This is a genomic window from Streptomyces sp. NPDC048600 (assembly GCF_055587025.1).
Genome location: NZ_JBVJGZ010000007.1, coordinates 128,863 through 151,505 on the forward strand (window position 1 = coordinate 128,863; position 22,643 = coordinate 151,505).

A 22,643-nucleotide genomic window follows, 5' to 3' on the forward strand; every position below is an offset into this window, starting at 1 on the left:
CCAACGCGCCCTGCCGGGTTGAGGCGTCTGGGGGGGGGGAGGAGACGGGAAAGATCCCCCCCCCCCCCCCCCCCCCCCCCCCCCGCTCCACGACGGTGACCGGTACGTCGGCCCGTGCGCAGACCTCGGCGATTCCGGCGCCCATCAGCCCGCAGCCGACGACTCCCACGCGCTTGATGTCGGTCATCCGTCTCCCTTTCCTTGAGGTCTGCGTCGGCGCACGTCAGGCGGTGGGCAGGTCCAGAACCCCCGAGCCGCGCTTGATCAGCTCGTTGGCGATGATCAGCCGCTGGATCTCGGAGGTGCCCTCCCAGATCCGGTCTACGCGTAGTTCCCGGTAGAGCCGCTCGACGGCGTAGGCACGGTCGTAGCCGCGGCCGCCGTGGATCTGCAGACAGCGGTCGATCACCCGGCCGGACGCCTCGCTCGCGGCGAGCTTGGCGATGGCCGCCTTGGCGTGCAGGGTCTTGCGGTCCTCGGCCGGGGAATTGTCGACCTCCCAGGCGACCTGGTGGGTGTAGGCACGGTTGACGGCGATGTCGACGGCGCAGTCGGCGAGCATGCCCTGGATCAGCTGATAGGAGGCGATGGGTGCACCGAACTGCTCGCGTTCCACGGCCCAGTCCCGGGACAGCTCCAGGGCCCGCTCGGCGGCGCCCGTGGTGCGGGCGGCGATCATCAGGCGCTCCTCGGTGAACCAGGAGCGGGTGATGTCGTAGCCCTCGCCGATGCCGCCGAGGACGGCGTCCTCGCCCACCTGGACGTCGGTGAAGGTGAACTCGGGGTGCTCGTACACGAAGGTGTGCATGAAGCGCGGGACCCGGGTCATCTCGATGCCGGGGGTGTCCTTGTCGACGAGGAACAGGGTCGGTGCGCGCTCCGGTCCTGCCGCGGCGAGCACGATCATGAAGTCGGCGTGGTCGCCGACGGTGACGAACCACTTCTCGCCGTTGAGCACCCAGCCCAGGTCGTTCTTCGAAGCGGTGGTGGCGAGGTTCTGTGGGTCGGAGCCCGCGCCGGGCTCGGTGACGGCGTAGCAGTCGCGCCGCTCGCCCTTGATCACCGGGACGAGGAAGCGCTCGCGCTGCTCGGGGGTGCAGAACCGCAGCGCGTTCGCCGGCCGCCACACCATGTCCCACAGGGCGCCGGTCAGCCGGCCCAGCTCCTCCTGCACGGTGACCTGCTCGGCGATGGTGAGGCCGGCGCCGCCCCATTCGGCGGGCATGTTGACGGCCTGGAGTCCGGCGTCCAGCACGGCGTCGCGGATCTTGGTGTGCGCGTCGGCGGGCAGGCCGTTGTCCTCCTCGCACCGGGTCTCGTAGCCGGCGATGAAGTCGGTGAGGGCCCGTGCGTCGCTCTTGAGCTGAACCTGGCGCGGGGTGAGGCGGAAGTCCATGGAAGTCCTCGCTGTGTGATGCGGAAAGAGGGGGGTGTCAGTGCGTGGGCAGGGCCAGGACGCCCGAGCCGCGCTTGATGAGCTCGTTGGCGATGATCAGCCGCTGGATCTCGGAGGTGCCCTCCCAGATCCGGTCGACGCGCAGCTCGCGGTACATGCGCTCGACGGGGTAGGTGCGGTCGTAGCCGCGGCCGCCGAAGATCTGCAGACAGCGGTCGGCGACCCGGCCGGCGGCCTCGCTGGCGGCGAGCTTGGCGGTGGAGGCCTTGGCGTGCAGGGTCTTGCGGTCGGTGCCTGGCCGGTCGGCCTCCCAGGCGACCTGGTGGGTGTAGGCGCGGTTGACGGCGATGTCGACGGCGCAGTCGGCGAGCATGCCCTGGATCAGCTGGTACGAGGCGATGGGTGCACCGAACTGCTCGCGCTCCACGGCCCAGTCCCGGGCGAGCTGGAGGGCGCGTTCGGCGGCGCCGACGGTGCGGGCGGCGATCATCAGGCGTTCGTCGGTGAACCACTCCTTGGTCAGCTCGTAGCCGTTGCCGACGCCGCCGAGCACGTCCTCGTCGGCGACGAAGACGTCGGTGAAGGTGAACTCGGGGTGCCCGTTGACCGCGGAGTGCATGAAGTGCGGCACGCGGGTCATCTCAACGCCGGGCGCGGCCTTGTCGACGAAGAACAGCGTGGGCAGCTTCTCGGGACCGGCGTCCGCCTGCACCAGCAGGAAGTCTGCGATGTCGCCGCAGGTGACGAACCACTTCTCGCCGTTGAGCAGCCAGCCGCCGTCGGTGCGGGCGGCCGTGGAGGTGCCGGCGGACGGGTCGGAGCCCGCGCCGGGCTCGGTGACGGCGAACGCGTCGAACTTCTCGGCGCGGATCACCGGCAGCAGGTACTTCTCGCGCTGCCGCTCGTCGCCGTGGGCGAGGACGTTGGCGGGCCGCCAGGGGATGTCCCAGAGGCAGTTGGTGACCTTGCCGAACTCCTCTTCCACGATGACCTGGTCGAGCAGGCTCAGGCCCGCGCCGCCCCACTCGGCGGGCATGTTGATGGCGTAGACCCCGGCGTCCATCGCGGCGCGGGTCAGTTCGGTGACGAGCTCCTGCGGCAGGGGCCCGCCGGCCTGCTCGGACTGGCCCTCGTAGCGCATCAGCAGGCGGGCGTACTCGGCGGCGCGACGCTTCAGGTCGGCCTGCTCGGGGGTGTAGCGCATGTCCATGGAGACCTCTTCCGGGTCGGTCGGGCGAGTACGGATCGGCTCGGGCGGAGTACGGCTTGGTGCGGGCGGCGTACGGCTTGGCTCCGGCGCGTACGGCTCGGACGGGCGGAGTACGGCTTGGCCGGGCGTGTACGGCGCGGTCAGGCGAGCACGGCGCGGGAGTCGAGGGCGAGGGCGCCGTCCGGCCGTACGAGAAGGGGGTTGACCTCGATCTCGGCGATCTCGGGGTGGGCCGCGGCGAACGCGGTGATCGCCTCGATGGCCGCGGCGGCGGCGTCGACGTCGACGCGCGGCCGGCCGCGCACGCCGTCGAGCAGGACCGCGGTGCGCAGTCCGCGCAGCAGGTGCAGGGCGCGGTCGGCGGGCACGGGGGCGAGGCTGAAGGCGACGTCGTGCAGTGCCTCGGCGAGCACTCCGCCCAGTCCCACCATGGCGACCGGGCCGAAGCGCGGGTCGCGGTTGACACCGACGATCAGTTCGATTCCGTCGCTGAGGTCGGCCATGGCCTCCACGGAGTAGGAGGGGGCGCCGAGCCGGGCGTGCATCTCCCGGAAGGCGGCGAGCAGTTCGTCGGGGCCGGCGAGGCCGAGGACCACTCCTCCGGCGTCGGACTTGTGGAGCAGGTGCAGTGCCTTCAGGACGTACGGGCCGCCGAACTCCCCGGCCGCTGCCAGCAGTTCGGTCTCGTCGTGGACCTCGCGCGCGGCGGGGAAGGCGAGTCCGGCCGCCTCGAGGGCTCCGCGGGTCTGCAGATAGCCGGTCTCCCGCAGCGGGGTCGCCGGGCTGGGCAGGGGGGTGACACCGGTGAGGGGTGCGCCCGGTGCGGCGGCGGCGAGTGCGCGGGCGGCGTCCTCGGTGGCGGAGAAGACGGGGATCCCGGCGTCGGCGAGGGTGCGGCAGCTGGGCGACTGGGGATACATCGACTGCACGACCAGGGGGGTGGCGGTGGCGCGATGCCGGGCGGCGATGAGGCGTGCCGCCGCCTGCTCCCCGTCCGCGAGGGCCGTGCCGCCTCCGCCGAGTCCGCCCTCGGCGGCCGCGTAGCCGCCGAAGTACCCGGTCATCAGGACGGCGTCGACCTCCTCGGCCGCCAGCAGCGCGGTGACCGTCTGCGCGTAGGAGTCCGGGTCCTGCTCGCCCATGCCGGCGAGGTCCACCGGGTTGGCGACGGCCGACTGTTCCCACAGGGCCTCGCGCAGCCGCTTTCGCGTCGGCTCGTCCAGTTCGGGCACGGTCAGCCCGGCGGCCTCGACGGCGTCGGCCGCGATGACGCCGTGGCCACCGCCGTCGGTGAGCACGGCGACTCTGCGGCCGTCGGCCCGCCGTCCGCCGTGTCTGGCGGCGAGGACGACGGTGAGTTCGCGCGGGGTGGCGACCAGATCCACCCCGGCGTCCCGGCACGCGGCGGTCACCACGTCGGCCGAAGTGGTCAGCGCCCCGGTGTGCGACTGGGCGCTGCGCGCGGAGGCGTTGCCGCGTCCGGCGGTGAGCAGCACGACCGGCTTCCCGGCGCCGGCGGCCGCCTCTGCGAAGGCGCGTCCGTCGCCGAAGTCCTCGGCGTACACGGCGATGGCCCGAGTTCCGTCGTGCCTGGCGCAGTCGGCGAGCAGGTCGACAAGGGTGACGTCGGCCTGGTTGCCGAGCGAGACGAAGCGGGAGAAGCCGAGGCCGTGCGGGCGGAAGCGGAGCTGGAGTTCGAGGGCGAGGTTGCCGCTCTGGCTCAGCAGGGCCACGCCGCCGGGGGTGAAGGTGTCGGAGGCGAGGAAGAGGTCGGTGGTGTTGTCGGCCAGGCCCAGGCAGTTCGGCCCGACCATCACGGCACCGGCGGCGCGCACCCGCCCGGCGACGGCCTCCTGCCGGGCGCGTCCGGCGTCACCGGTCTCGGCGAACCCGGCGGTGATCGCGACGATCGCGCGGGCCCCGCACCGCAGCGCCTCGTCGACGGCGTCCTCGAAGCCGGCGGCGGGCACGGAGACGACGGCGAGGTCGACGGGTTCCCCGAGTGCGCTCAGGCTGGGAGCCGCGGTGCGGCCGAGGACGGTGCCGCCGCGCCGGTTGACGAGATGGACGGGGCGGCGGCCGTTCGCGCGGATCGCCTGGGCGGCGATGGCGTGCCCGTACTTGGCGGGGTCGTCGCTGGCTCCCACGACGGCGACGGATACCGGGTCGAAGAGGGCCGAGAGATCACGTCCCATGTCACTTCACCAGCTTCAGCGCGGAGTTGGGGCAGGCGGTGACGGCGGCTTCGGCGTCCGCCTCGCCGTCGGGCGGCACCTCGGTGGCGCGCACCGACGCGTAGCCCCACTCGTCGAGGTCGATCTGCTCGGGTGCGGGTTCCTGACAGAGGCCGTAGCCCTGGCAGCGGGTGGAGTCCAGCAGCAGTTTCATGACGGGTCCTTTCGGCGCGGCGGTGTTGGTGTGCGCAGGGATCGGGTGTGGTCGGGGGGCATGCGGGGCCGTTCGGCGCGGTGGGGCTGGTGCGTGTGGGAATCGGGTGTCGTCGGGGGAACCCCGGTCCGTTCGGCGCGGCGGTACTGGGTGAGCGAAGGCTCGGGTGCGGTTCGGACACTCGGGTCGAACCGGTGCGGCGGTGCGGGGGAGGGGCTCAGGGCACCGGGACGGTGAAGCGGCGCCCGTCCTCGGGTGCCGGGCCCGCGCAGGCGGGGCAGCCGGGGCTGCGGTGGGCGCCGAGCGCGTCGGGGAAGCGGTCGAGGAGGGTGGCGACGACGCGGGCGGCGGCGTCGAGCAGTGCGCAGGCTCCGCGGCCGGGCAGTTGGCGCGACCAGCGGTGCAGCTGGGTGAGCGTGTCGGGGTTCCCCTGTCCGCGGGCGACGGCCGTCAGGGCCCTGGCCATCGCACCGGTGCCCGAGACGCACACGCCGCACTGCCGGGCGCTCTGGGCCCCGAGGTAGGAGGCGGCCTCCACGGCGACGGCGACGGGGCAGTCCTCGGGACCGAGGAAGTGCAGGGCTCCGCAGCCGAGGGCCGCCCCGGCCGCGCGCAGGCCGTCGTGGTCGAGCGGCAGGTCCCGCCAGCCCTCGCCGTACAGGCCGCCGAACATCCCGCCGAGCAGGACCGCCTCGGACCGGCCGTGCCCGCACAGGTCGGCGAGGACCTTCAGATGCGTGCCGGCGGGCACCTCCACGAGCGCTGCGTCACCGCCGCCTCCGGCGAGGGTGACCAGGTGGGCCGCGGCGACGGCGTCCGCCTCGCCGGGGTGCGTGTTCATCCGCGCGAGGCGGCCGAGCGTCTCCACGTTGGCGACGAGCGTGGGCGCGCCGCCGACACCGCTCTCGTACGGCCGCGGGGGTTTGGCCGTCGGCAGCGCGGGGCCGCCGTCGAGGCGCCGTACGACGGCGCTCTCCTCGCCCGCGACGTAGGTGTGCTCGGTGCGGACGACGTCGATGCGCAGGTCGAGGGCGCATTCGGTGAGCGCCCGGCGCACGGCCCGCTCGGCCGCGGGGTCGGAGAGGTACACATGGCCGCGCTCGGCGCCGGTCAGGGCCGCTGCCAGCCGCAGCCCGTCCAGGACGGTGTGCGGGCGGTGGCGCAGCAGCCAGCGGTCCTTCACGCTTCCCGGCTCGCCCTCCTCGCCGTTGGCGACGACGACGCCGGGGCCCGGCGCGTCGCGGACGGCCCGGAGTTTGGCGGCGGCCGGGAACCCGGCACCGCCCCGGCCGCGCAGTCCCGACGCGGCGATACGGTCGAGCAGCCGGCCGGGCGCGACAAGGGGCGCGTAGCCGCCCGCGGTGAGGTACCCGGCGATGTCCTCGCCGGCGGCCGGGGTGGGGGAGAGGAGGCCGGACCGTCCTTCGGGGAGGAGGGAGTACACGCTGGTCAAGGGGTCCTCCTGGAGTCGGTGCGGCTGGTGGGCGCGAGGGCGGCGCGGGATCTCAGGCGGGCCAGCGCCCGCTCCAGCTCCCGCCGCTGGGCGGCGGTGCGGTCGTAGCCCCCTCCGGGCAGGCCGATCAGCATGCGGTGGTGGTCGAGGACGACTTCGCCGGCCAGCAGCGCCGCGTCCGGGTCCGCGGTGCGGGACCGGGCCGCCTCGACGACCAGCTCGGTGACCTCGTGCAGGTAGCGCAGCCAGCCCCGCTGTGTGCCGCGCAGCACCAGCCGCTCGACGCGTTGGCGTTCCGCCGCGACGAGGGCCGAGGGCGGGCGGTGGTCCCGGGGGGAGCGCAGGGCGGCCACCGCTGCGGGCAGTTCCTGTTCGGGCTCGGGGGTGAGGCCGAGCCAGACGAGACTTCGGCGAGCGCTCATGCGTGCCTCCGGGATCGCTCCGTTCCCGGGGGTCCGGCAAGGGGGCGGCGCGGCGATGACGGGGAAGGGGCTGCTCGGGCGCCGTAGGACGTACGGCGAACGGGGTAGGACGTACGAGGTGCGACGTGGGGCGGGAGCCGTGCGGGGCGCCCGGACAGCGCTCCCGCTGTGGCGCGGACCGGGGTCCGCGGGCTTTGCGGAGGGCGCCTGGGCATCCGTCTGCGGGCCCCGGGCCGTCGCCTGCCACGAGCCTAACTAACTAATTAGTCAGGCCACAAGTCTTGACTTGCCCCGTCGGCGGTCCCAATCTGACTAACCAATTAGTCAGCCGGATCCGGCAGTCCGGAAGCCTGAACCTGCCAGATCGAGGCAGGTCCGCAGCGCGCTCCTGCCGCCTCTCCCGGCGGCGCCCTCACCGACCGTCGCCGCGCACGCGGCGCGGAGGAGGACCCCATGAACCCCTCGACGACCCGGGCAGCCGACGTCGACGCCTCGCCGACTCCGCAGGTACCGCCTGCCGAGCACCCCGGGGAGGCCCTGGCGGCCCGCTACTACACCGATCCGGCCATCGCGAAGGCCGAGACCGACCTCATCTTCGCCAAGTCCTGGCAGCTCGTCTGCCACGAGTCCGACCTCCCCGGCCCCGGCGCCCGGCTGGCCGCCACGGCAGCCGGCCGGGAAGTACTGGTCGTCCGCACCGAGGACGGCGGCCTCGCCGCTCACCTCAACGTGTGCCGGCACCGCGGAACCCGTCTGGTCACCGACCCGGAGCCCTCGGGCAAGGCGATCCGCTGCCCGTACCACGGCTGGACCTACAAGCTGGACGGACGCCTGATCGGCGCCCCCGAGGCCCGCCGCATCCCGTGCCTGGACAAGCCCAGGCTCGGACTGCACCCGGTCAACGTGGAGTCGTTCCTCGGCTTCGTCTTCGTCAACCTGGACCTGGAGGCGACGCCGCTCGCCGAGAGCTGCGCCGGGCTCGCCGAAGCCGTCGGACGCTACGCCGGGCCCGGTCTCGTGCCGGTCGGCAAGCACCGCATCCACGACCTGGAGGGCGGCGAGGAGCAGAACGCCAACTGGAAGGTGATCGTCGACAACTACCTGGAGGGCTACCACGTCCCTGTGGCCCACCCCGCGCTGATGCGTCTGCTCGACTACGCCGCGTACACGGTGGACGTCCAGGAGAACTACGTCCTGTTCGAGTCGCCCCTGCGGGACAAGCCCTCCTCGAACTGGACCGAACGGCTCTACCAGCGCCTGGCGACCCCGATGCCGGGCCTCACCGAGGACGACCGGCGGGTATGGCGGTACGCCGTGATCTACCCGAACACGCTCATCGACTTCTACCCTGACCACGTGCTCGCGTGGACCGCCCTGCCCGCCGCCCAGGACCGGGCAGCGATCCCCGGCGCCTTCTACACCAAGCCCGGCGAGGACGTCCGCACCCGGCTGGCCAGACGGCTGAACATCCACATCGGCTGGGTCACCAACGACGAGGACGCCGATCTGGTGGAGCGTGTACAGGCCGGAATGCGCATGCCGGGGTTCGAGCCCGGACCGCTGTCGCAGCGCGAGGCCGCCGTCGGCTGGTTCGCCGGCCGGGTCCGAAAGGACCTGGAGGGGGACGCGCAGTGACACCCGCGCACACCCCGGCCGTGCCCCGCCCCGTACGCCTGCCCTCGGCCATGGCCTTATCCCGCGCCCTCTGAGCCGCTCACGCACCCTCCCCAGACCGGTCTTCCTTCGGAATCAGGGCCTGAAGCGAACCGACCAGCCGGTCCAGCCCTGGACTTGTGTCGTTCCTCGACGGAGAGGACGTTCCATGTCCCCCGAGGTACCACCCCCGTCCCGACGCGGAGTGCTGCGGGCAGGCGCCTTCGGCCTGCTGGGCGCAGCGGCCGGCGGCTGCGGGTTCATGCCCGCGAAGAAACCCGACGCCGACCAGCTCGCCCCGGCCGAGGCCCGCGTCGACGGCGATCTCGTCTACTTCAACTGGGCCGACTTCGTCGACCCGGCCGTCTTCAAGGGCTTCGAGAAGGAATACGGCGTCAAGGTCATCCAGTCGAACTTCGACTCGATGGAAGGCATGGTCGCCAAGCTCAACGCCGGCAACCGCTACGACATCATCTTCCCCACGGCCAAGTGGGCGCAGCGTCTGGCCCGCGGGGGCCGGCTGCGCCGTATCGACCACTCCCGGCTGGCCAACGCGCAGTCCGTGTTCGGCACGTACACGTACTTCACCGACCCCTGGTACGACCCCGGCTCCGCGCACACCGTCCCCTTCACCGCGTACAAGACCGGCATCGGCTGGCGGCGCGACAAGATCGGTGAGCTCACCGACTCCTGGCGGGACCTGTGGAACGACCGGGCCCGGGGCAAGGTCTTCCTCCTGGACGACCGCGACGAGGTCCTCGGCATGGCCGCCCTCACGCTCGGCCTCGACGTCAGCACCGGCGACCCCGGCGACCTCGACCGCATCACCTCCCTGCTGGGCACCCTGCGCCCGCGGCTGCGCGGCTTCTCCAGCGACAGCTACAACAACCTCCTCAACGGCAACGCGCTCATCCAGCAGGCGTGGAGCGGCGACATGGCCGCCATGCTCAACCAGGCCGACGACCCCTCCGTGTTCGGGTTCCAGGCCCCCAAGGAGGGCACGCCGATCAACTCCGACTGCTACGCCATCCCCTGGAACGCGGCCCACCCCGGCACGGCGACGCTGTTCATCGACTACATGCTGCGGCCGGAGAACGTGAAGAAGAACATCGAGTACATCGGCTACCCGATGCCGGTCGCGGGCACCGAGAAGATCTACGCCGACCTCGTCGAGCCCTTCCCCGAGTGCCTGGTCACCCAGGACGACCTCAAGGCCGACGCGTTCTTCCGCAACGCCGGACGCGCGGCGGAGGAAGCGCGCGACACCGCCTGGACCCACGTGAAGGCGGGCTGAGACATGGCACTGCCGCGCCCCTCGTCCCGCGCCCGCCGCCGGGACACCTCCGGCAACCGGATGTGGGTCTGGTTCATGCTGCCGGGCACCCTGTGGATGACCGGCTTCCTGATCGCCTCGCTGGTCCTCGTCGCCGTCCTCGCGGTCGGCACCACCGACGAACTCGGCAACCCGCGCTTCGGCTTCGACCTGTCCGCCGTACGCGCCCTCGCCGACCCCGCCTACAGCGAGGTCCTGGCCCGCTCCCTGGGCTACGCCCTGCTGACCTGCGTGATCTGTCTGCTGATCGCCTATCCGGTGGCGTACACCATCGCCCTGTACGGAGGCCGGTTCAAGCACGCGCTGATCGCCGCGATCGTGGTGCCGTTCTTCGCCAACTACCTGGTGCGGATGTACGGCTGGTCGGTGGTCCTCTCCGACGACGGGCCGGTGCTGCGCGCCCTGCGGGCGGTGGGCCTGGCCGACGAGGGCACGAAGATCCTCAACACCGGCTTCGGCGTGGTCGCCGGACTCGTCTACGGGTTCGTCGTCTTCATGATCATCCCGCTGTACGCGGCACTGGAACGCCTCGACGTCTCCCTCATCGAGGCCGGCCGCGACCTGTACGGCGGCCCGGTCCGCACGTTCTTCTTCGTCACCCTGCCCGCCACCCGGCAGGGCGCCGCGGCCGGGCTCGTCCTGGTCTTCCTGCCCGCCATGGGCGACTTCGTCAGCGCACAGCTCATGGGAGGCCCGGACCAGATCATGATCGGCAACCTCATCCAGGACAAGTTCTTCCAGGGCCAGAACTGGCCGCTCGGCTCGGCGCTCACCATGCTGCTGATGCTGGTCCTGCTGATCGGGATGCTCGGCTATCTGCGGCGCACCCGCAAGGACGAGGCGGAGGCCCTGCGATGACCCTGCTCAGCACCGCCTCCACCAAGGCCCCGGGCCGTGACACCGCCCGGACCGGGAAGCGCCGGCGCACCCACCGCAGGCCCCGCGTCCTCATCGCGATCACCGGGCTGTTCTTCGCGCTGCTCTACCTGCCCATCGCCGTCGTCGCGCTGTTCTCCTTCAACTCCCAGAAGTCCCTGACCGTGTTCGACGGGTTCAGCCTGCGCTGGTACCGCGCCTTCGTCCACGACGACGTACTGATCGCCTCCCTGGGGACCAGCCTGCGCATCTCCCTTGTGGCGACGGCCGGCTCGGTGCTCCTCGGCGTGGCGCTCGCTCTCGGTCTGGTCCGCTGCCGGACCCGTCTGGGCTCCCTGGCCGGCCTGGTCATGCTGGTTCCGCTGATCACACCCGAGATCGTCACCGGCGTCGCCTCGATGCTGCTGTTCAAGGGCCTGGGCGTACCGCTTTCCACCGGCACGGTGATGCTCGCCGAGATCACCTTCTCGATCTCGTACGTCACCGTCATCCTCCGCTCCCGGGTCGCCGCGCTGAACCCGGAGGTGGAGGAGGCCGCCATGGACCTCGGCGCCACCCGCTGGCAGGCGGTCCGGCTGGTGACCCTGCCGGCGCTGCTGCCCGCGGTGCTGGCGAGCGCCGTACTGATCTTCGCGCTGGTCTTCGACGACTTCGTCCTCGCCTACTTCACCACCGGCGTCGACCCCCAGCCGCTGTCCGTGCGGATCTACTCGGCGATCCGCTTCGGCGTGCAGCCCACCATCAACGCGGTCGGCACGCTCATGCTCGCGGGATCCATCGCCCTGATCGCCCTGGCCCTGTTCATCCCGCGCCTCTTCGGCCGCCGCGGCGGCCTCGACATCCTCTCCGGAGAGTGATCCCCATGGACGCGACTCCCGCAGTCCGGCTCGACGGTGTCTCCAAGCAGTACGCGGACTCCTACGCCGTCCACCGCCTGGACCTCGACATCGAGTCAGGCCACTTCTTCTCCCTGCTCGGCCCCTCGGGCTGCGGCAAGACCACCACGCTGCGCATGATCGGCGGCTTCAGCGACCCCAGCGAGGGCGCGGTGCTGCTGGCCGGGGAGGACGTCACCGCGCTGCCGCCCGACAAGCGCAACGTGAACACCGTCTTCCAGAGCTACGCCCTGTTCGACCATCTGAGCGTCGCCGACAACGTCGGCTTCGGCCTCAAGCGCAAGGGCGTCCCCAGGAACGAGATACGCCGGCGCGTCGGCGAGACGCTGGAACTGGTGCAACTCGCCGGTCTCGCCGACCGCCGGCCCCGCACCCTCTCCGGCGGCCAGCGTCAGCGCGTGGCGCTGGCCCGCGCACTCGTCAACCGTCCGGCCGTGCTGCTGCTCGACGAGCCGCTGGCCGCCCTCGACCTGAAGCTGCGCCGGCAGATGCAGGTGGAGCTGAAGCAGATCCAGCGCGAGGTCGGCATCACCTTCGTCTTCGTCACCCACGACCAGGACGAGGCGCTGACCATGTCCGACCGGATCGCCGTGATGAACGCGGGGCGCGTCGAGCAGTGCGGCACCCCCGAGGACATCTACGAACACCCCGCGACCGGCTTCGTGGCCTCCTTCATGGGCACCTCCAACCTGATGAACGGCACCTACCGGGACGGCGAGGTGACCCTCGACAAGGGCCCCGCCCTGCCCGTCGGCGCGCGCTCGGGCATCGCGGACGGCACCGCCGTCAGCGTCTCGGTGCGCCCCGAGAAGATCTGGCTGTCGGACTTCGAACCGGGAATGGCGAAGCTGAGCGGAGTGATCCGCGAAACCGTCTACAGCGGCCCGACCACGACCTATCTGATCGAACTCGCCCCGGGCGTGACGCTGTCGGTGCTGGAGCAGAACACCGCCCGCGCCCGGATGGAGGACCGCTGGAGCGGCGGCGAGACCGTGGAGTTCGGGTGGCGGCCCGAGCACTGCCTGGTCCTGGCCTGAGGGCCCCCGACGGAAGAGAGCGAACCCATGCATCACGACGTGATCGTGCTCGGCGCCGGTCTCGCCGGTCTCGCCGCCGCCCGGGACCTGGCCTCGGCCGGCACCGACGTACTCGTCCTGGAGGCCCGGGACCGCGTCGGCGGCCGGGTCGAGCAGACCCGCACACCCGACGGCCGCACCGTCCAGCTGGGCGGTGAAGTCGTCGGCCACGCGCACACCGCCTATCTCCGGCTGGCCGCAGAACTGGGCCTGAAGCTGGTTCCCAGCTATGTCGAAGAGCCGGGCCGCATGACCCGCGCAACCCCGGAAGGGCTCTCGACCGGTGAACCGCCGCACTGGTTCGGCCCCGGTGACGCGGCCCTGCACACCCGCCTCGGCAAGGAGTTCTCCGCCCTCGCCGCCACCGTCGACCCGGACGACCCCTGGTCGCATCCGGACGCCGCCGCCCTGGACCGGCTCTCCGTCGCCGACTGGCTGCGCTCGCGCGAGGCCGGCCCCGCGGTCGTACGGCTGTGGGACATCGGCCAACTCGCCCTCGCCGGCGGCTCGTACGAGCGGATCTCCCTGCTGGCCGCGCTGCGCAAGAGCGCGGCGGTCCCCGGTTCGGGCACCGGTGACTACGACTACGACGACTGGGAGGGACTGCGGCTCGCGGAGGGCTCGGCGACACTCGCCGAGGTCCTGGGCCGCGTGCTGGGCCCGCGCGTCCGGCTCGGCTCGCCCGTCGCCGCGCTGGACATTCGCCCAGGGCGCAGCACCGTGCGCCTGGCCTCCGGCGAGGTCCTCACCGCCGAAGCCGTGGTGAGCGCGCTGCCTGTCGGCCCGCTGCGGGATGTCGCCGTCAGCGGGGTCAGCGACGAGCGGCTCGCCTCACTGCACCGGCAACGCCACGCCACGGCCGCGAAGTTCGCCGCCGTCTACGACCGTCCCTTCTGGCGGGACGCCGGACTGAGCGGCCTGTCCGAGGCGGAAGGCGTGCTGGGAAGCACCTGGCCGCAGAACGACGGCATCCTCTCGGCGCTGGTCCCGCCCGAGCGGTACGGCGTCCTGCTCGGCACCCCGCCCCACCTGCGCACACCCGAACTGCTCGCCGAGACGGCCGCGATGTTCGGCGACGAGGCCCTGCGGCCGACCGCCTGCCATCTGCGGCTGTGGGGCACCGACCCGTGGACCCAGGGCTACGTCACCCAGTGGCCGCCGGGCGAGGTGACGGCCGTCGGCCCGCTGCACGGCACGCACGAACCGCCGTTCTACGTCTGCGGCTCCGACCAGTGGGTCGCCGGATACATGGAGGGCGCCGTCCGCACCGGCCGGGCGGCCGCCGAGGAGGCACTGCGCCGTGGCTGACACCGACCGACTCAACCACATCGGCGGCAAGGAGGTGCCTGCCGCGTGCGGCGCCACCCTGCCGCTGATCGACCCGACCACCGGCCTCTCCCACGCGACCGCTCCGCTGTCCGGCCCCGAGGACGTGGACGCGGCCTGCGGGGCCGCCGAAGAGGCCTTCGAGAGCTGGTCGTCGACGACTCCGGGACACCGGCAGAGGGCACTTCTGCGGATCGCCGACGCCCTGGAGCGGGCCGCCGGGCCGGTCGCGGACGCCGAGGTGACGGACACGGGCAAGCCGCGCACCCTGTTCCTCGACGACGAACTGCCCGCGATCGTGGATGTGCTGCGGTACTTCGCCGGGGCCGCCCGCAATCTGCCCGGCGCCGCCGCCGCCGAGTACACGCCGGGCCGCACCTCCGTGCTGCGGCGGGAACCGGTCGGCGTCTGCGCGCAGATCACGCCGTGGAACTACCCGCTGATGATGGCCGTCTGGAAGATCGCCCCCGCGCTCGCGGCCGGCAACACGGTCGTCCTGAAACCGTCCGACACGACGCCGTCCTCGGCCGTGCTCCTGGCCCGGCTGGCCGCCGAGCACCTGCCGCCGGGCGTGCTCAACGTCGTGTGCGGCGACCGCGACACCGGGCGCGCCCTGGTCGCCCACCCCGACGTCCGGCTGGTGGCCGTCACCGGAAGTGTCCGCGCGGGGCAGGAGATCGCCGCGGCGGCGGCCGCCGACCTCAAGCGGCTGCACCTCGAACTCGGCGGGAACGCACCCGTGTTGATCCACGCGGACGCCGATCTGGACGACGCGGTCGAGCAGTTGTCGTCACTGTCGTTCTACAACGCCGGCCAGGACTGCACGGCCGCGACCAGGATCCTGGTCGACCGGCAGGTCCACGACTCCTTCCTGTCCCGCTTCGCCGAACGGGCGGCGCGCCGACGGCCCGGGTCACCGGACGACGAGCACGCCGACTTCGGCCCCCTGGCCAACGCCGGTCAACTCGGTTCCGTCAGTGGTCTGCTGGAGCGGCTTGCGGGGCATGCCGAGATCGTCGCGGGCGGGGCCGCTGTGGACCGGCCCGGCTACTTCCACCAGGCCACGGTGGTCGCCGGAGTGCGGCAGGAGGACGAGATCGTGCAGCGCGAGGTGTTCGGCCCGGTCGTCACCGTCCAGTCCTTCACCGACGAGGCCGAGGCCGTCCGGATGGCCAACGGCGTCCCGCAGGGGCTCGCCGCGAGCGTGTGGACGCGCGACCACGACCGTGCCATGCGCGCGTCCCGGGCCCTGCGGACCGGCATCGTCTGGGTCAACACCCACGGCACGACGGTGTCGGAGATGCCGCACGGCGGGGTCGGTCACTCCGGGTACGGCAGTGACCTCTCCCTCACCGGCCTGCTCGACTACACCCAGGTCAAGCACGTCATGCTGTGACGGCTGAACCGTGCCGAGCGCTCTGGACGGCGGACGTGCCGGACAGAGCGCTCGCCATGTCCTCGCGTCAGCCGGGATCTCGCGGTTCCAGAGGCGGAGCAAGCGGCATGGGGCCGGAAGTGCGGAGCAAGCGGCACCGGGCGGGAAGCGGGTGCCTGATCAGGTCACCGAGGTGGGGCCGGCAAGGAGGCATCCGCCGGGGAGTGAGCCGCCCACGCCGCCCACGCCGCCGACGTCCGCCGGAGAGCAGGATCGCGACCTGCGCATGCCGGGTTGCCGTCCTCCGCTCCGGCACCGGCAGCTTCGCCACCGCCGGCCGCGCGTGACCCGGCGCCGTAACCGTCCCCGCGGATGGCAGAAGCCTTCTGGGTGAGAACGCCTCCGAGAAGGCCTTCGAGCGCGCCTCCGAAACCGTGGCCGGCCCCAGCCGTGTACGGGCTCGCAGAGTTGCTCCTATCCGGTGGGGGCGTCGAACGTGTCGGGACCGGAGGCGAGGGTGGGATGATCCTTTCCCCTCGGTATGCCTGGCGGCGCCACGTGTACCGGATCCCGGTGACCGATGAGGAGGACGAAGGATCGATGACGCTGAACGTGGGCCAACGGGTGCGGCTGACGGTGGATCTGCGACTGGCCGGATCGGCGACCCCGGCCGGGGAGCCCCCGGAGGAGACGGGTGCCTTCGCCGCCTCCCTGGCCCTGGGAGCGGGCGTCGAAGGCACCGTGGAGCAGGTGGACGAGCATCACCGGCAGCAGAGCCACGACGTCCGTGAGTACCTGCGCCTCAAATCCCTCGTCGACGACTTCGGCCACCAGATGCCGCCCGCGAGCAGAAGACAGCTGGAAGAGCAGGTGGGGGCCTTGGAAGAGCACTGGCTGGCCTACCAACGCCAGATGCTCCGTGTCACGGTCCGCGTCCGGCTCGACAACGGATTCGTCCTCGACGCCGCCCCGGAGGAGGCTTTCGCCTCAGCCTGACCAGGCGTGCGGGCAATCGCCCGTTCGCGGGCCGGCCCGTCGGTCGAGCAGGCGTCCCGGCTCGAGGCAGGTCGGCTTCCGGGGGCGTGGTAGCCGAGCGAGGAGGCCATCCGCCGGGCGGTGACCGTTTCAGCTGGACCGCCGCCGATCGGCCCCGGCGGGGCGTCCCGGCGAAGTGGTGGCCGCGCCTGCACCCCGGCTGCGTGGTCGCGCGGCCGGCAGCGTGGAGGGACGGGTGCCGCAGGAATGGACCCGGTGCCATCTCGCGGTCCCCGCTCTCCATGAACTGGTCCCTGCAACCTCGGGATGGACCCACCAGCATCACCGGCCACGAAGTCGAGGGCTCGTCCCCGCACACGCGGGGAGGAGCCCACCAGCTCGACGTCACGGACGCGACCCGGCTCTGCTCCCCGCGCTCAAGGAAGGCGAATTCCAGGCGAAGGCCGGCATCGCCATGATCTGTGCCCAGCTCGTCACCCGCCGCGCCCGGATCGCGGGGAGCCCGTCGGCTGACGCTCCGCCTGCCACAGACTCAGTACACCGTTCCGTCGGCGCGCTGGCCGGGCGAGCGGGACAGCGAGCTGATGGTGTTGTGCTTGACCCAGCCGCCGGTCGCCGAGCCGTCGGGGCTTCGGTTGACGGACACCCCGTCGGAGTTCGCCTGGCTCGAGGTGTAGTTCATCGACTGGACCGTCGCTCCGGCCGAATCCCGCAGGATGACCTGGTCACCGCTGTTGGACAGGTTGAGGCCGCCGGTGCCGGCCGCCACCGCCGCGATGCCGCCGGGGATCGCGGAGCCCGCGCCGAACACGGTGATCGCCTTGCCGGGCTGCAGTGTCGTACCGGCCGCGAACGTGTGCCGCACTGCCGAGGCGTCCCGGACGGTCCAGCCGGCGATGCTGATCGCCGTGCCGCCGGCGTTCACGATTTCGACGGCCTCGCCGTCTGTGCTGCTGCCCGGTTCGTTGGCCAGTACCTCGTTGATGACGACGTTGGCGGGTCCTCCGCCACCGCCGGTGGTGACGGTGACGTTCTGGGTCGTGGTGTGGGTGGCCCCGCCGTTGTCCGTCACGGTCAGCGAGACCGGGTAGGTTCCGGCCGACGCGTAGGTCACGGTCGGGTTCGTCGCCGTCGAGGTCTGGCCGTTGCCGAAGTCCCAGCCACGGCTCACGACGGTGCCGTCGGCGTCGGTGCTGCCGTCGGTGAAGGTGCAGTTGAGAGCGGTGCAGGAGTGCGTGTACGACGCCGTGGGCTGCTGGTTCGCGCCGCCACCGCCGATGGTGAAGTTGTAGCGGGCCAGGACCGGATAGTGGTCGCTGGTCGTCGTCGCGTAGTTCGGGACGTAGGCCTGGGGCTGGAAGGCGGTTGCCGAGCCGGCGACGTACTTCGCCTGCACCTCGTTGGTGGTGAGCTGGTGGTCGATGAAGTCCGGGTAGCTCGTCGTCGACGCCACGCCCGCCAGTGACAGGGCCCGCGTCGGGAACGTGTAGCGCGCCGGGTCGTTCACGAAGTTGGCGTAGGGCGAAGCCTTCTGGGGTGTGATGGAGGTGTCGACGTCGTCGTTCCAGTCACCGACGACGAAGACGTTCTGCGTGGGGTAGGTCGTGTCGAGGTAGGACTTGAGGGCCTGCGACGCGGGGTTGCGCAGGTTCCACGCGTCCTGGGTGGACCCGGCCTTCGCGTGCAGGACGATGAAGACGAGGTCACGGGTGACACCGTCGAACGTGCCGCGCAGCGTGAACTCCACCGGCGGGCGCCCGGCGAAGTTGCTGTTCTGGCCGGTCAGGATGACCTTCGCGCTCACCAGGGTGGCCATGCTGGAGCGCCAGACGAGGGCGACCTTCTGCTCGGTGTCACCGAAGTCCGTGTAGTACTGCGCACCGTTCGTCACGATCGGGTCGTTGGCCACGACCCCGGTGTACCCGGGCATGCCGGCCACGAGTGTGTCGAACGCCGATCTGCTGACGACCTCGGAGAGGCCCCACACGTCCATGTCGGCGCCCGCCATGACGTCACGGACGTTCTGCTGCTGGAGCGCCTCGTCGGTCGGGCCGAAGTCCGGCGCACCGAGCCACTCGACGTTCCAGTTGCCTACGTCGAGCTGTGTGGGCGATCCCTGCGACGGAACCGAGGCGGCGGCGTTCGCCGCGGGGGCGGTGGTGAGCGTTGCCAGCGCCAGGGCGGCGGCCAGGAAGGCGGCGCCGAGCACGGCGGTGCGGCGGGGGCGTCTGGCGGGTATGTGACGAGGTGACATGAGGGTGCCTTTCGCGAGCGGTTGGGGACGGTTCGCGGAGCATCGCACCGGGTGTGTGGGGGACACGCCATGGCGGCAGGGCAGTTCTAGGCGGGCCGGGTTGCACGCGGGAGACCGGAAGGTTTCGGCCGCATGTCACTTCTACGCGCGTTGCGCAGTGTGCACCGGGTACCGGGCGCTGCGCCATACCTCGCACGGGCCCAATCTGCTGAGCTGCGTCCCCCGCATCCTCCCTCCTGCCTCCCCGAACACCTGCCGATTCACGGAATGCGTCGAGACCAGGCGTTAGCCGACTTGCTCATGCTGGTGGCGAATCCGACGACGGCCGGCGTCGGTCCGCCGGGGGTCTCCAGCTTGGTGCCGAGGAGCGCGGTGCCGGGGGAGCCCTGTGCGGACCAGTTGACGACGATCTCGCCGGGTGCGGTGGCCCGGTGGCCCTCAAGGAGTTCGATCCGGTCCACGGGGCCCGCCGGATCGGCCCGGCCCACCACCGTGAGGGTGCCGCCCGCCATCCAGAGCCGGTCCTCGGGGATGTCGACGACGGCCTGTCCGAACGGTCCGGCCGCGGTCTCCACGCCGGGCTGCCGGGCGGTCCGCGCCAACTGCTCCTGCGAGACCTTCGTGGTGTCGAAGGTCGTTACCGTATGGGCACCGCGCTGTGCGGCGTAGGCTCTGGCATCTGGCCGCCGCCGTACGCCTGGTCGACACTGGTGACGCCCTGCTCGCACCCTCGATCACCCGCCGCCCGGTGGAGCGCTTCGCCTTCCAGCGCCACCAGAACCGGTTCGGGCCTCTCAACCCCGGCCGTCCACCGAGACCTGGCCGCACTGACGCCGCGCGAGCGCGAGGTGCTGACGCTCATGGGCCGAAGCCTTTCCCATGCCGAACTGGCGCGGATACTGGCACTCAGTGAGGCGACGGTGAAGACCCAGGTGGCCCGGATCGTCGCCAAGCTGACCCTGCGCGACCGGGCCCAGGCCGTCGTCCTCGCCTATGAGACAGGACGCGGGCCCAGGCCGTCGTCCTCGCCTATGAGACAGGACTCGTCTCGCCGGGCGGATCCGCTGACACCGCCAGCCCTGCCGATAGCCGGCAGTCTGGAGATCATTTACCTTACGCGTGGTGTCATATCCGGTTTCCACGGCTGCTGGTACCGGCTCGCCGACGCCCCGGCGGTGAAGGCGGCCGAGGAGGCGCGGTTCGTGCCCACGCGCCAATCGATTTCCTTGACCGCCTGGTACCAGATGATGCCGATGATGTCGTCGTGGCGCGGCAGGGAGCGGAACATCTCGGTGATCCACTCCGCTTTGCGTCCGGCGGCGTTCGTGGCGCCGAGCTCGGTGATGACGAGCGGTCTGCGGGTGAAGCGTCGTATCTCGGTCTTCGTCGGAGTGAAGAGGCGGTCGAACGACTGGTAGTTCTCCTTGCCCACCGTCCCGTAGTAGCCGGACAGGCCCACCCAGTCCACATACGCGTCGCCCGGGTAGAGCCGTTTGAGGGGCGTGGAGTTGGTGTAGCTGACGTTGGGGCTCCACACCCACACGGCGTTGCGGGCTCCCACCGAGTCGAAGATCTTGTGGACGTGACGCCACGCCCGGACGTACTCCCCGCGGCGGTTGCCGTTGGCCTGCTCGCACCAGGGGTACCAGTAGCCGTTCATCTCGTGGGCGAGGCGGATGGCCACCGGGTAGCGGAGCGACTTGATGCCCTGGGCCCAGGACTTGATGTACCGGTCGAAAGAGCCGTGAATGATTCTCGACAGCCGGTACTCGGATTGCTCGCCGCGCAGGCTGGGTTCGTCGGCCTCGGCTGTGTGGTCCCAGGGCTCCCAGGCGACGAGGGGAAGCATGCCCCGCCTGGCGACACTGTTGATCGCCTCGGCGTCGAACCGATCGCTCTCCCAGTCGGCCGAGAACTCGTAGACCTGCGGGCGGTGCCCGGTCTGCCGGACGAAGTCGGCACCTTCGGTGAAGTCATGAATGCCCGCCGACGTGAAGACACCGATGAACGCCTTTCCGATGCCGGGAAAGGGGACAGTGGACCGCGGGGAAGGGCGGTGCGGCGCGGGTTCCTCGTCCGGCAGGACGGTCGTCGGGGGCAGCACGGCGTCGGCGCGTGCGGCTGCCGCTCGGCGTTCGCGGTCTGCCAGGCCCGGTGCCACCTGGAAGGTGTACCAGGACAGCAGGACCGCACCCAGCACCGCGAGCACACGTGGCGCGGTGATCCTCACCGCTCTGGCCTCGCGGTGCGCAGGCGGGTGGAGATTTCGACCGACAGGGCGAGCAGCGGCGGGGCGGAGCCGGCCGTGAGAGCCAGCAGCGTCCAGATCCACAGGGCCGTGTAGTCATGCTGGTTGAGGAAGCTGACGGTGAGCAGACACCCGGCCAGCAGAGCCCACATCAGGTGCAGCCGGAAGGTACGCAGAGACTCTCGGCTGCGCAGCTCGCCCTTGGCCGTGACCACGTACGCCAGCGGCCTGCGAAGCAGCGCGTTCGCCGCGGCGGCGATGTAGACAGGTCCGGCGAAGAGCGCCAGTAGGATGCCTGCCATACCGATCTCCCGCCTCTCGTGCTCGGCCAGGTTGAACCGGCGCAGCCAGAGCCAGAGGGCGAACGAGCCCCCCATGCCTGCCGACCACAGCAGGAACCAGGGGAGCCCGGGGAGTTGGATCGAGGAGACGCCGAGCAGCATGTACAGGGCGGTGGCCAGTGTGCCGAGAGTCAGGCTCACGGCGACGCTCGGGTAGTAGAACTGAACCAGGTCGTACAGCAGTCGCTGTCGGGGGCGGAGCCGGATGCCCTGCCTCAGCCGGGGGTTGAGTTTGATCTCCCAGATGCCGTAGGCCCAGCGCTTCTGCTGGTTGAAGTAGTCGGTCCAGGTGGTCGGGCCCTCGCCCACGGCCACGACGTCGGGGGTGTAGACGCCCTTCCAGCCGTTGCCGGTGGCGGGATTGAGCGTGCCGTGGACCCTCATGCTGGTCAGATGGTCCTCGATGATCGAGTCCTGGTAGCCGCCGATCTGCCGCCATGCGGTGACCCGGTAGAGGTGGTTGGTGCCGATCAGCAGGGGAGCGTCCAGACCGTTGCCGCCCCGCTCGACGATGCTGCTGAACAGGTACTGCTGTACCGACGCGCCGTGGGCGACCCAGTTGTCATAGGCGTTGCCGTACACCTGGGGTGCGACCACGAACGCTGTGTCGGGGTCGTGGAAGTAGCCCAGAGTCCGCTCGAAGAAGCACGGCAGCGGCACATGGTCCGGGTCCATCTGGGCGACCACGTCGTAGCCGTTCTCGTGCTCTGCGCGCCAGGCGTTGTGGTTTCCGGCCTTGGTACGTGCGCGGAAGGGGCCGGACTGCTGGTTGTATTCCGGCCGTTCCTTGCGGCTGAAGTGGTGGACCCCCAGGCGCGCCGCCATCTGACGTACGGTCGGATCGTTGCCCTCGTCCAGGATCCAGACGTCCACGGTGCAGCCCCAGCGCGCCACCTCCAGCATGGCCCGCAGCGTCCGCTGTACGACGGCCATCGGCTCCTTGGACGGGACGATGGTGGTCAGCATGGCGACTCGCAGGCCCTGCGGTGGCACCATGGGGATGGGGTCCTTCGCCCGGAAGGCGAACACCCAGATCGCCACCGCTTGCACGATTTTGATCGTCTCGACCGCGATGACCAGGCAGAACCCGGTCCGGGCCAGGAACAGCCAGCCGTTGCCGATGCCCGTCACCCCAGGGCCCGGCACATGTTCGGGCAGCAGCAGCCAGCCCATGAAGGCGATGTCGGCCAGGGCCGTGGCAAGGGTGAGAGCGGTGAGCGAGACCCGGTGGCCCGGTCGCAGCAACGGGCAATACCGTACCTGCCGGCCCGGGTTGGCGAGAGGGCCGCAATACCGGGCGGCACGCGCGTAGGCGGCGACGGCTGAGGCGTTGCGGCCGCTCCTCTTCTCGGCCCGCCGGTCCAAGCGGCTTGAGTATCTGGACATTTCCCCCCTTGGTA

General features: G+C 71.4%; 18 protein-coding genes and 2 pseudogenes. 9 read left to right on the forward strand and 11 right to left on the reverse strand.

The window, feature by feature from the left end; genetic code table 11:
- From ACZ6SQ_RS12145 to ACZ6SQ_RS12175, 7 genes and pseudogenes are all read right to left on the reverse strand, one after another.
- Positions 1–187 (reverse strand): annotated as a pseudogene (locus ACZ6SQ_RS12145) (3-hydroxyacyl-CoA dehydrogenase NAD-binding domain-containing protein); the annotation flags it as partial.
- Positions 188–223: 36 nt separating this feature from the next.
- Positions 224–1,396 carry an acyl-CoA dehydrogenase family protein gene (locus tag ACZ6SQ_RS12150; protein ID WP_469559861.1) on the reverse strand — a complete coding sequence of 391 codons (1,173 nt, stop codon included), beginning with the start codon at positions 1,394–1,396 and terminating at the stop codon, positions 224–226.
- A gap of 37 nt (positions 1,397–1,433) precedes the next feature.
- Positions 1,434–2,606, reverse strand: coding sequence for an acyl-CoA dehydrogenase family protein (locus ACZ6SQ_RS12155; RefSeq protein ID WP_469559864.1), 1,173 nt, complete (start codon positions 2,604–2,606; stop codon positions 1,434–1,436).
- Between the two features lie 140 nt (positions 2,607–2,746).
- Complete coding sequence (locus ACZ6SQ_RS12160; RefSeq protein WP_469559867.1) at positions 2,747–4,801, reverse strand: acetate--CoA ligase family protein; 2,055 nt, start codon at positions 4,799–4,801, stop codon at positions 2,747–2,749.
- A 1-nt stretch (position 4,802) separates the two neighbouring features.
- Positions 4,803–4,994 (reverse strand): ferredoxin, encoded by a 192-nt coding sequence (locus tag ACZ6SQ_RS12165; RefSeq protein WP_469559870.1) that lies wholly within the window; start codon positions 4,992–4,994, stop codon positions 4,803–4,805.
- Positions 4,995–5,211: 217 nt separating this feature from the next.
- Positions 5,212–6,438, reverse strand: a complete 1,227-nt coding sequence (locus ACZ6SQ_RS12170) for an NADH-ubiquinone oxidoreductase-F iron-sulfur binding region domain-containing protein (RefSeq protein WP_469560253.1) — start codon at positions 6,436–6,438, stop codon at positions 5,212–5,214.
- A gap of 5 nt (positions 6,439–6,443) precedes the next feature.
- Entirely contained in the window at positions 6,444–6,869 is a 426-nt protein-coding gene (locus tag ACZ6SQ_RS12175; RefSeq protein ID WP_469559872.1) for a hypothetical protein, read from the reverse strand.
- Between the two features lie 453 nt (positions 6,870–7,322).
- Here ACZ6SQ_RS12175 and ACZ6SQ_RS12180 point away from each other — a divergent pair, with 453 nt between their 5' ends.
- The 8 genes from ACZ6SQ_RS12180 (at position 7,323) to ACZ6SQ_RS12215 (ending at position 16,400) form a co-directional block, all read left to right on the forward strand.
- Positions 7,323–8,504, forward strand: a complete 1,182-nt coding sequence (locus ACZ6SQ_RS12180) for an aromatic ring-hydroxylating oxygenase subunit alpha (protein WP_469559875.1) — start codon at positions 7,323–7,325, stop codon at positions 8,502–8,504.
- A gap of 187 nt (positions 8,505–8,691) precedes the next feature.
- Positions 8,692–9,816 (forward strand): polyamine ABC transporter substrate-binding protein, encoded by a 1,125-nt coding sequence (locus tag ACZ6SQ_RS12185; protein ID WP_469559877.1) that lies wholly within the window; start codon positions 8,692–8,694, stop codon positions 9,814–9,816.
- 3 nt (positions 9,817–9,819) lie between these two features.
- On the forward strand, positions 9,820–10,713 hold the full coding sequence (locus ACZ6SQ_RS12190; RefSeq protein ID WP_469559880.1) for an ABC transporter permease: 894 nt from the start codon (positions 9,820–9,822) through the stop codon (positions 10,711–10,713).
- Positions 10,710–11,588 carry an ABC transporter permease gene (locus ACZ6SQ_RS12195; RefSeq protein ID WP_469559883.1) on the forward strand — a complete coding sequence of 293 codons (879 nt, stop codon included), beginning with the start codon at positions 10,710–10,712 and terminating at the stop codon, positions 11,586–11,588. Before ACZ6SQ_RS12190 ends, ACZ6SQ_RS12195 begins: the two co-directional genes overlap by 4 nt.
- 5 nt (positions 11,589–11,593) lie before the next feature.
- Complete coding sequence (locus tag ACZ6SQ_RS12200) at positions 11,594–12,664, forward strand: ABC transporter ATP-binding protein (protein ID WP_469559886.1); 1,071 nt, start codon at positions 11,594–11,596, stop codon at positions 12,662–12,664.
- A gap of 27 nt (positions 12,665–12,691) precedes the next feature.
- Complete coding sequence (locus ACZ6SQ_RS12205; RefSeq protein WP_469559890.1) at positions 12,692–14,011, forward strand: flavin monoamine oxidase family protein; 1,320 nt, start codon at positions 12,692–12,694, stop codon at positions 14,009–14,011.
- Complete coding sequence (locus ACZ6SQ_RS12210) at positions 14,004–15,425, forward strand: aminobutyraldehyde dehydrogenase (RefSeq protein ID WP_469559893.1); 1,422 nt, start codon at positions 14,004–14,006, stop codon at positions 15,423–15,425. Before ACZ6SQ_RS12205 ends, ACZ6SQ_RS12210 begins: the two co-directional genes overlap by 8 nt.
- Positions 15,426–16,004: 579 nt before the next feature.
- Positions 16,005–16,400, forward strand: a complete 396-nt coding sequence (locus ACZ6SQ_RS12215) for a hypothetical protein (protein WP_469559895.1) — start codon at positions 16,005–16,007, stop codon at positions 16,398–16,400.
- Between the two features lie 532 nt (positions 16,401–16,932).
- Here the strand turns inward: ACZ6SQ_RS12215 and ACZ6SQ_RS12220 are convergent.
- Entirely contained in the window at positions 16,933–18,654 is a 1,722-nt protein-coding gene (locus ACZ6SQ_RS12220; RefSeq protein ID WP_469559897.1) for a lamin tail domain-containing protein, read from the reverse strand.
- A 260-nt stretch (positions 18,655–18,914) separates the two neighbouring features.
- Positions 18,915–19,256, reverse strand: coding sequence for a hypothetical protein (locus ACZ6SQ_RS12225; protein WP_469559899.1), 342 nt, complete (start codon positions 19,254–19,256; stop codon positions 18,915–18,917).
- A gap of 74 nt (positions 19,257–19,330) precedes the next feature.
- On the opposite strand from ACZ6SQ_RS12225, the pseudogene ACZ6SQ_RS12230 reads away from it, so the two are divergent.
- A pseudogene (locus tag ACZ6SQ_RS12230) lies at positions 19,331–19,658 on the forward strand (response regulator transcription factor); the annotation flags it as partial.
- 104 nt (positions 19,659–19,762) lie between these two features.
- Here the strand turns inward: ACZ6SQ_RS12230 and ACZ6SQ_RS12235 are convergent.
- Together ACZ6SQ_RS12235 and ACZ6SQ_RS12240 are read right to left on the reverse strand one after the other, a co-directional pair.
- Positions 19,763–20,884, reverse strand: coding sequence for a glycoside hydrolase family 26 protein (locus ACZ6SQ_RS12235; RefSeq protein WP_469559900.1), 1,122 nt, complete (start codon positions 20,882–20,884; stop codon positions 19,763–19,765).
- Positions 20,881–22,488 (reverse strand): glycosyltransferase family 2 protein, encoded by a 1,608-nt coding sequence (locus tag ACZ6SQ_RS12240; protein ID WP_469559902.1) that lies wholly within the window; start codon positions 22,486–22,488, stop codon positions 20,881–20,883. The genes ACZ6SQ_RS12235 and ACZ6SQ_RS12240 overlap by 4 nt, the downstream gene beginning before the upstream one ends.
- Positions 22,489–22,643 lie beyond the last annotated feature (155 nt).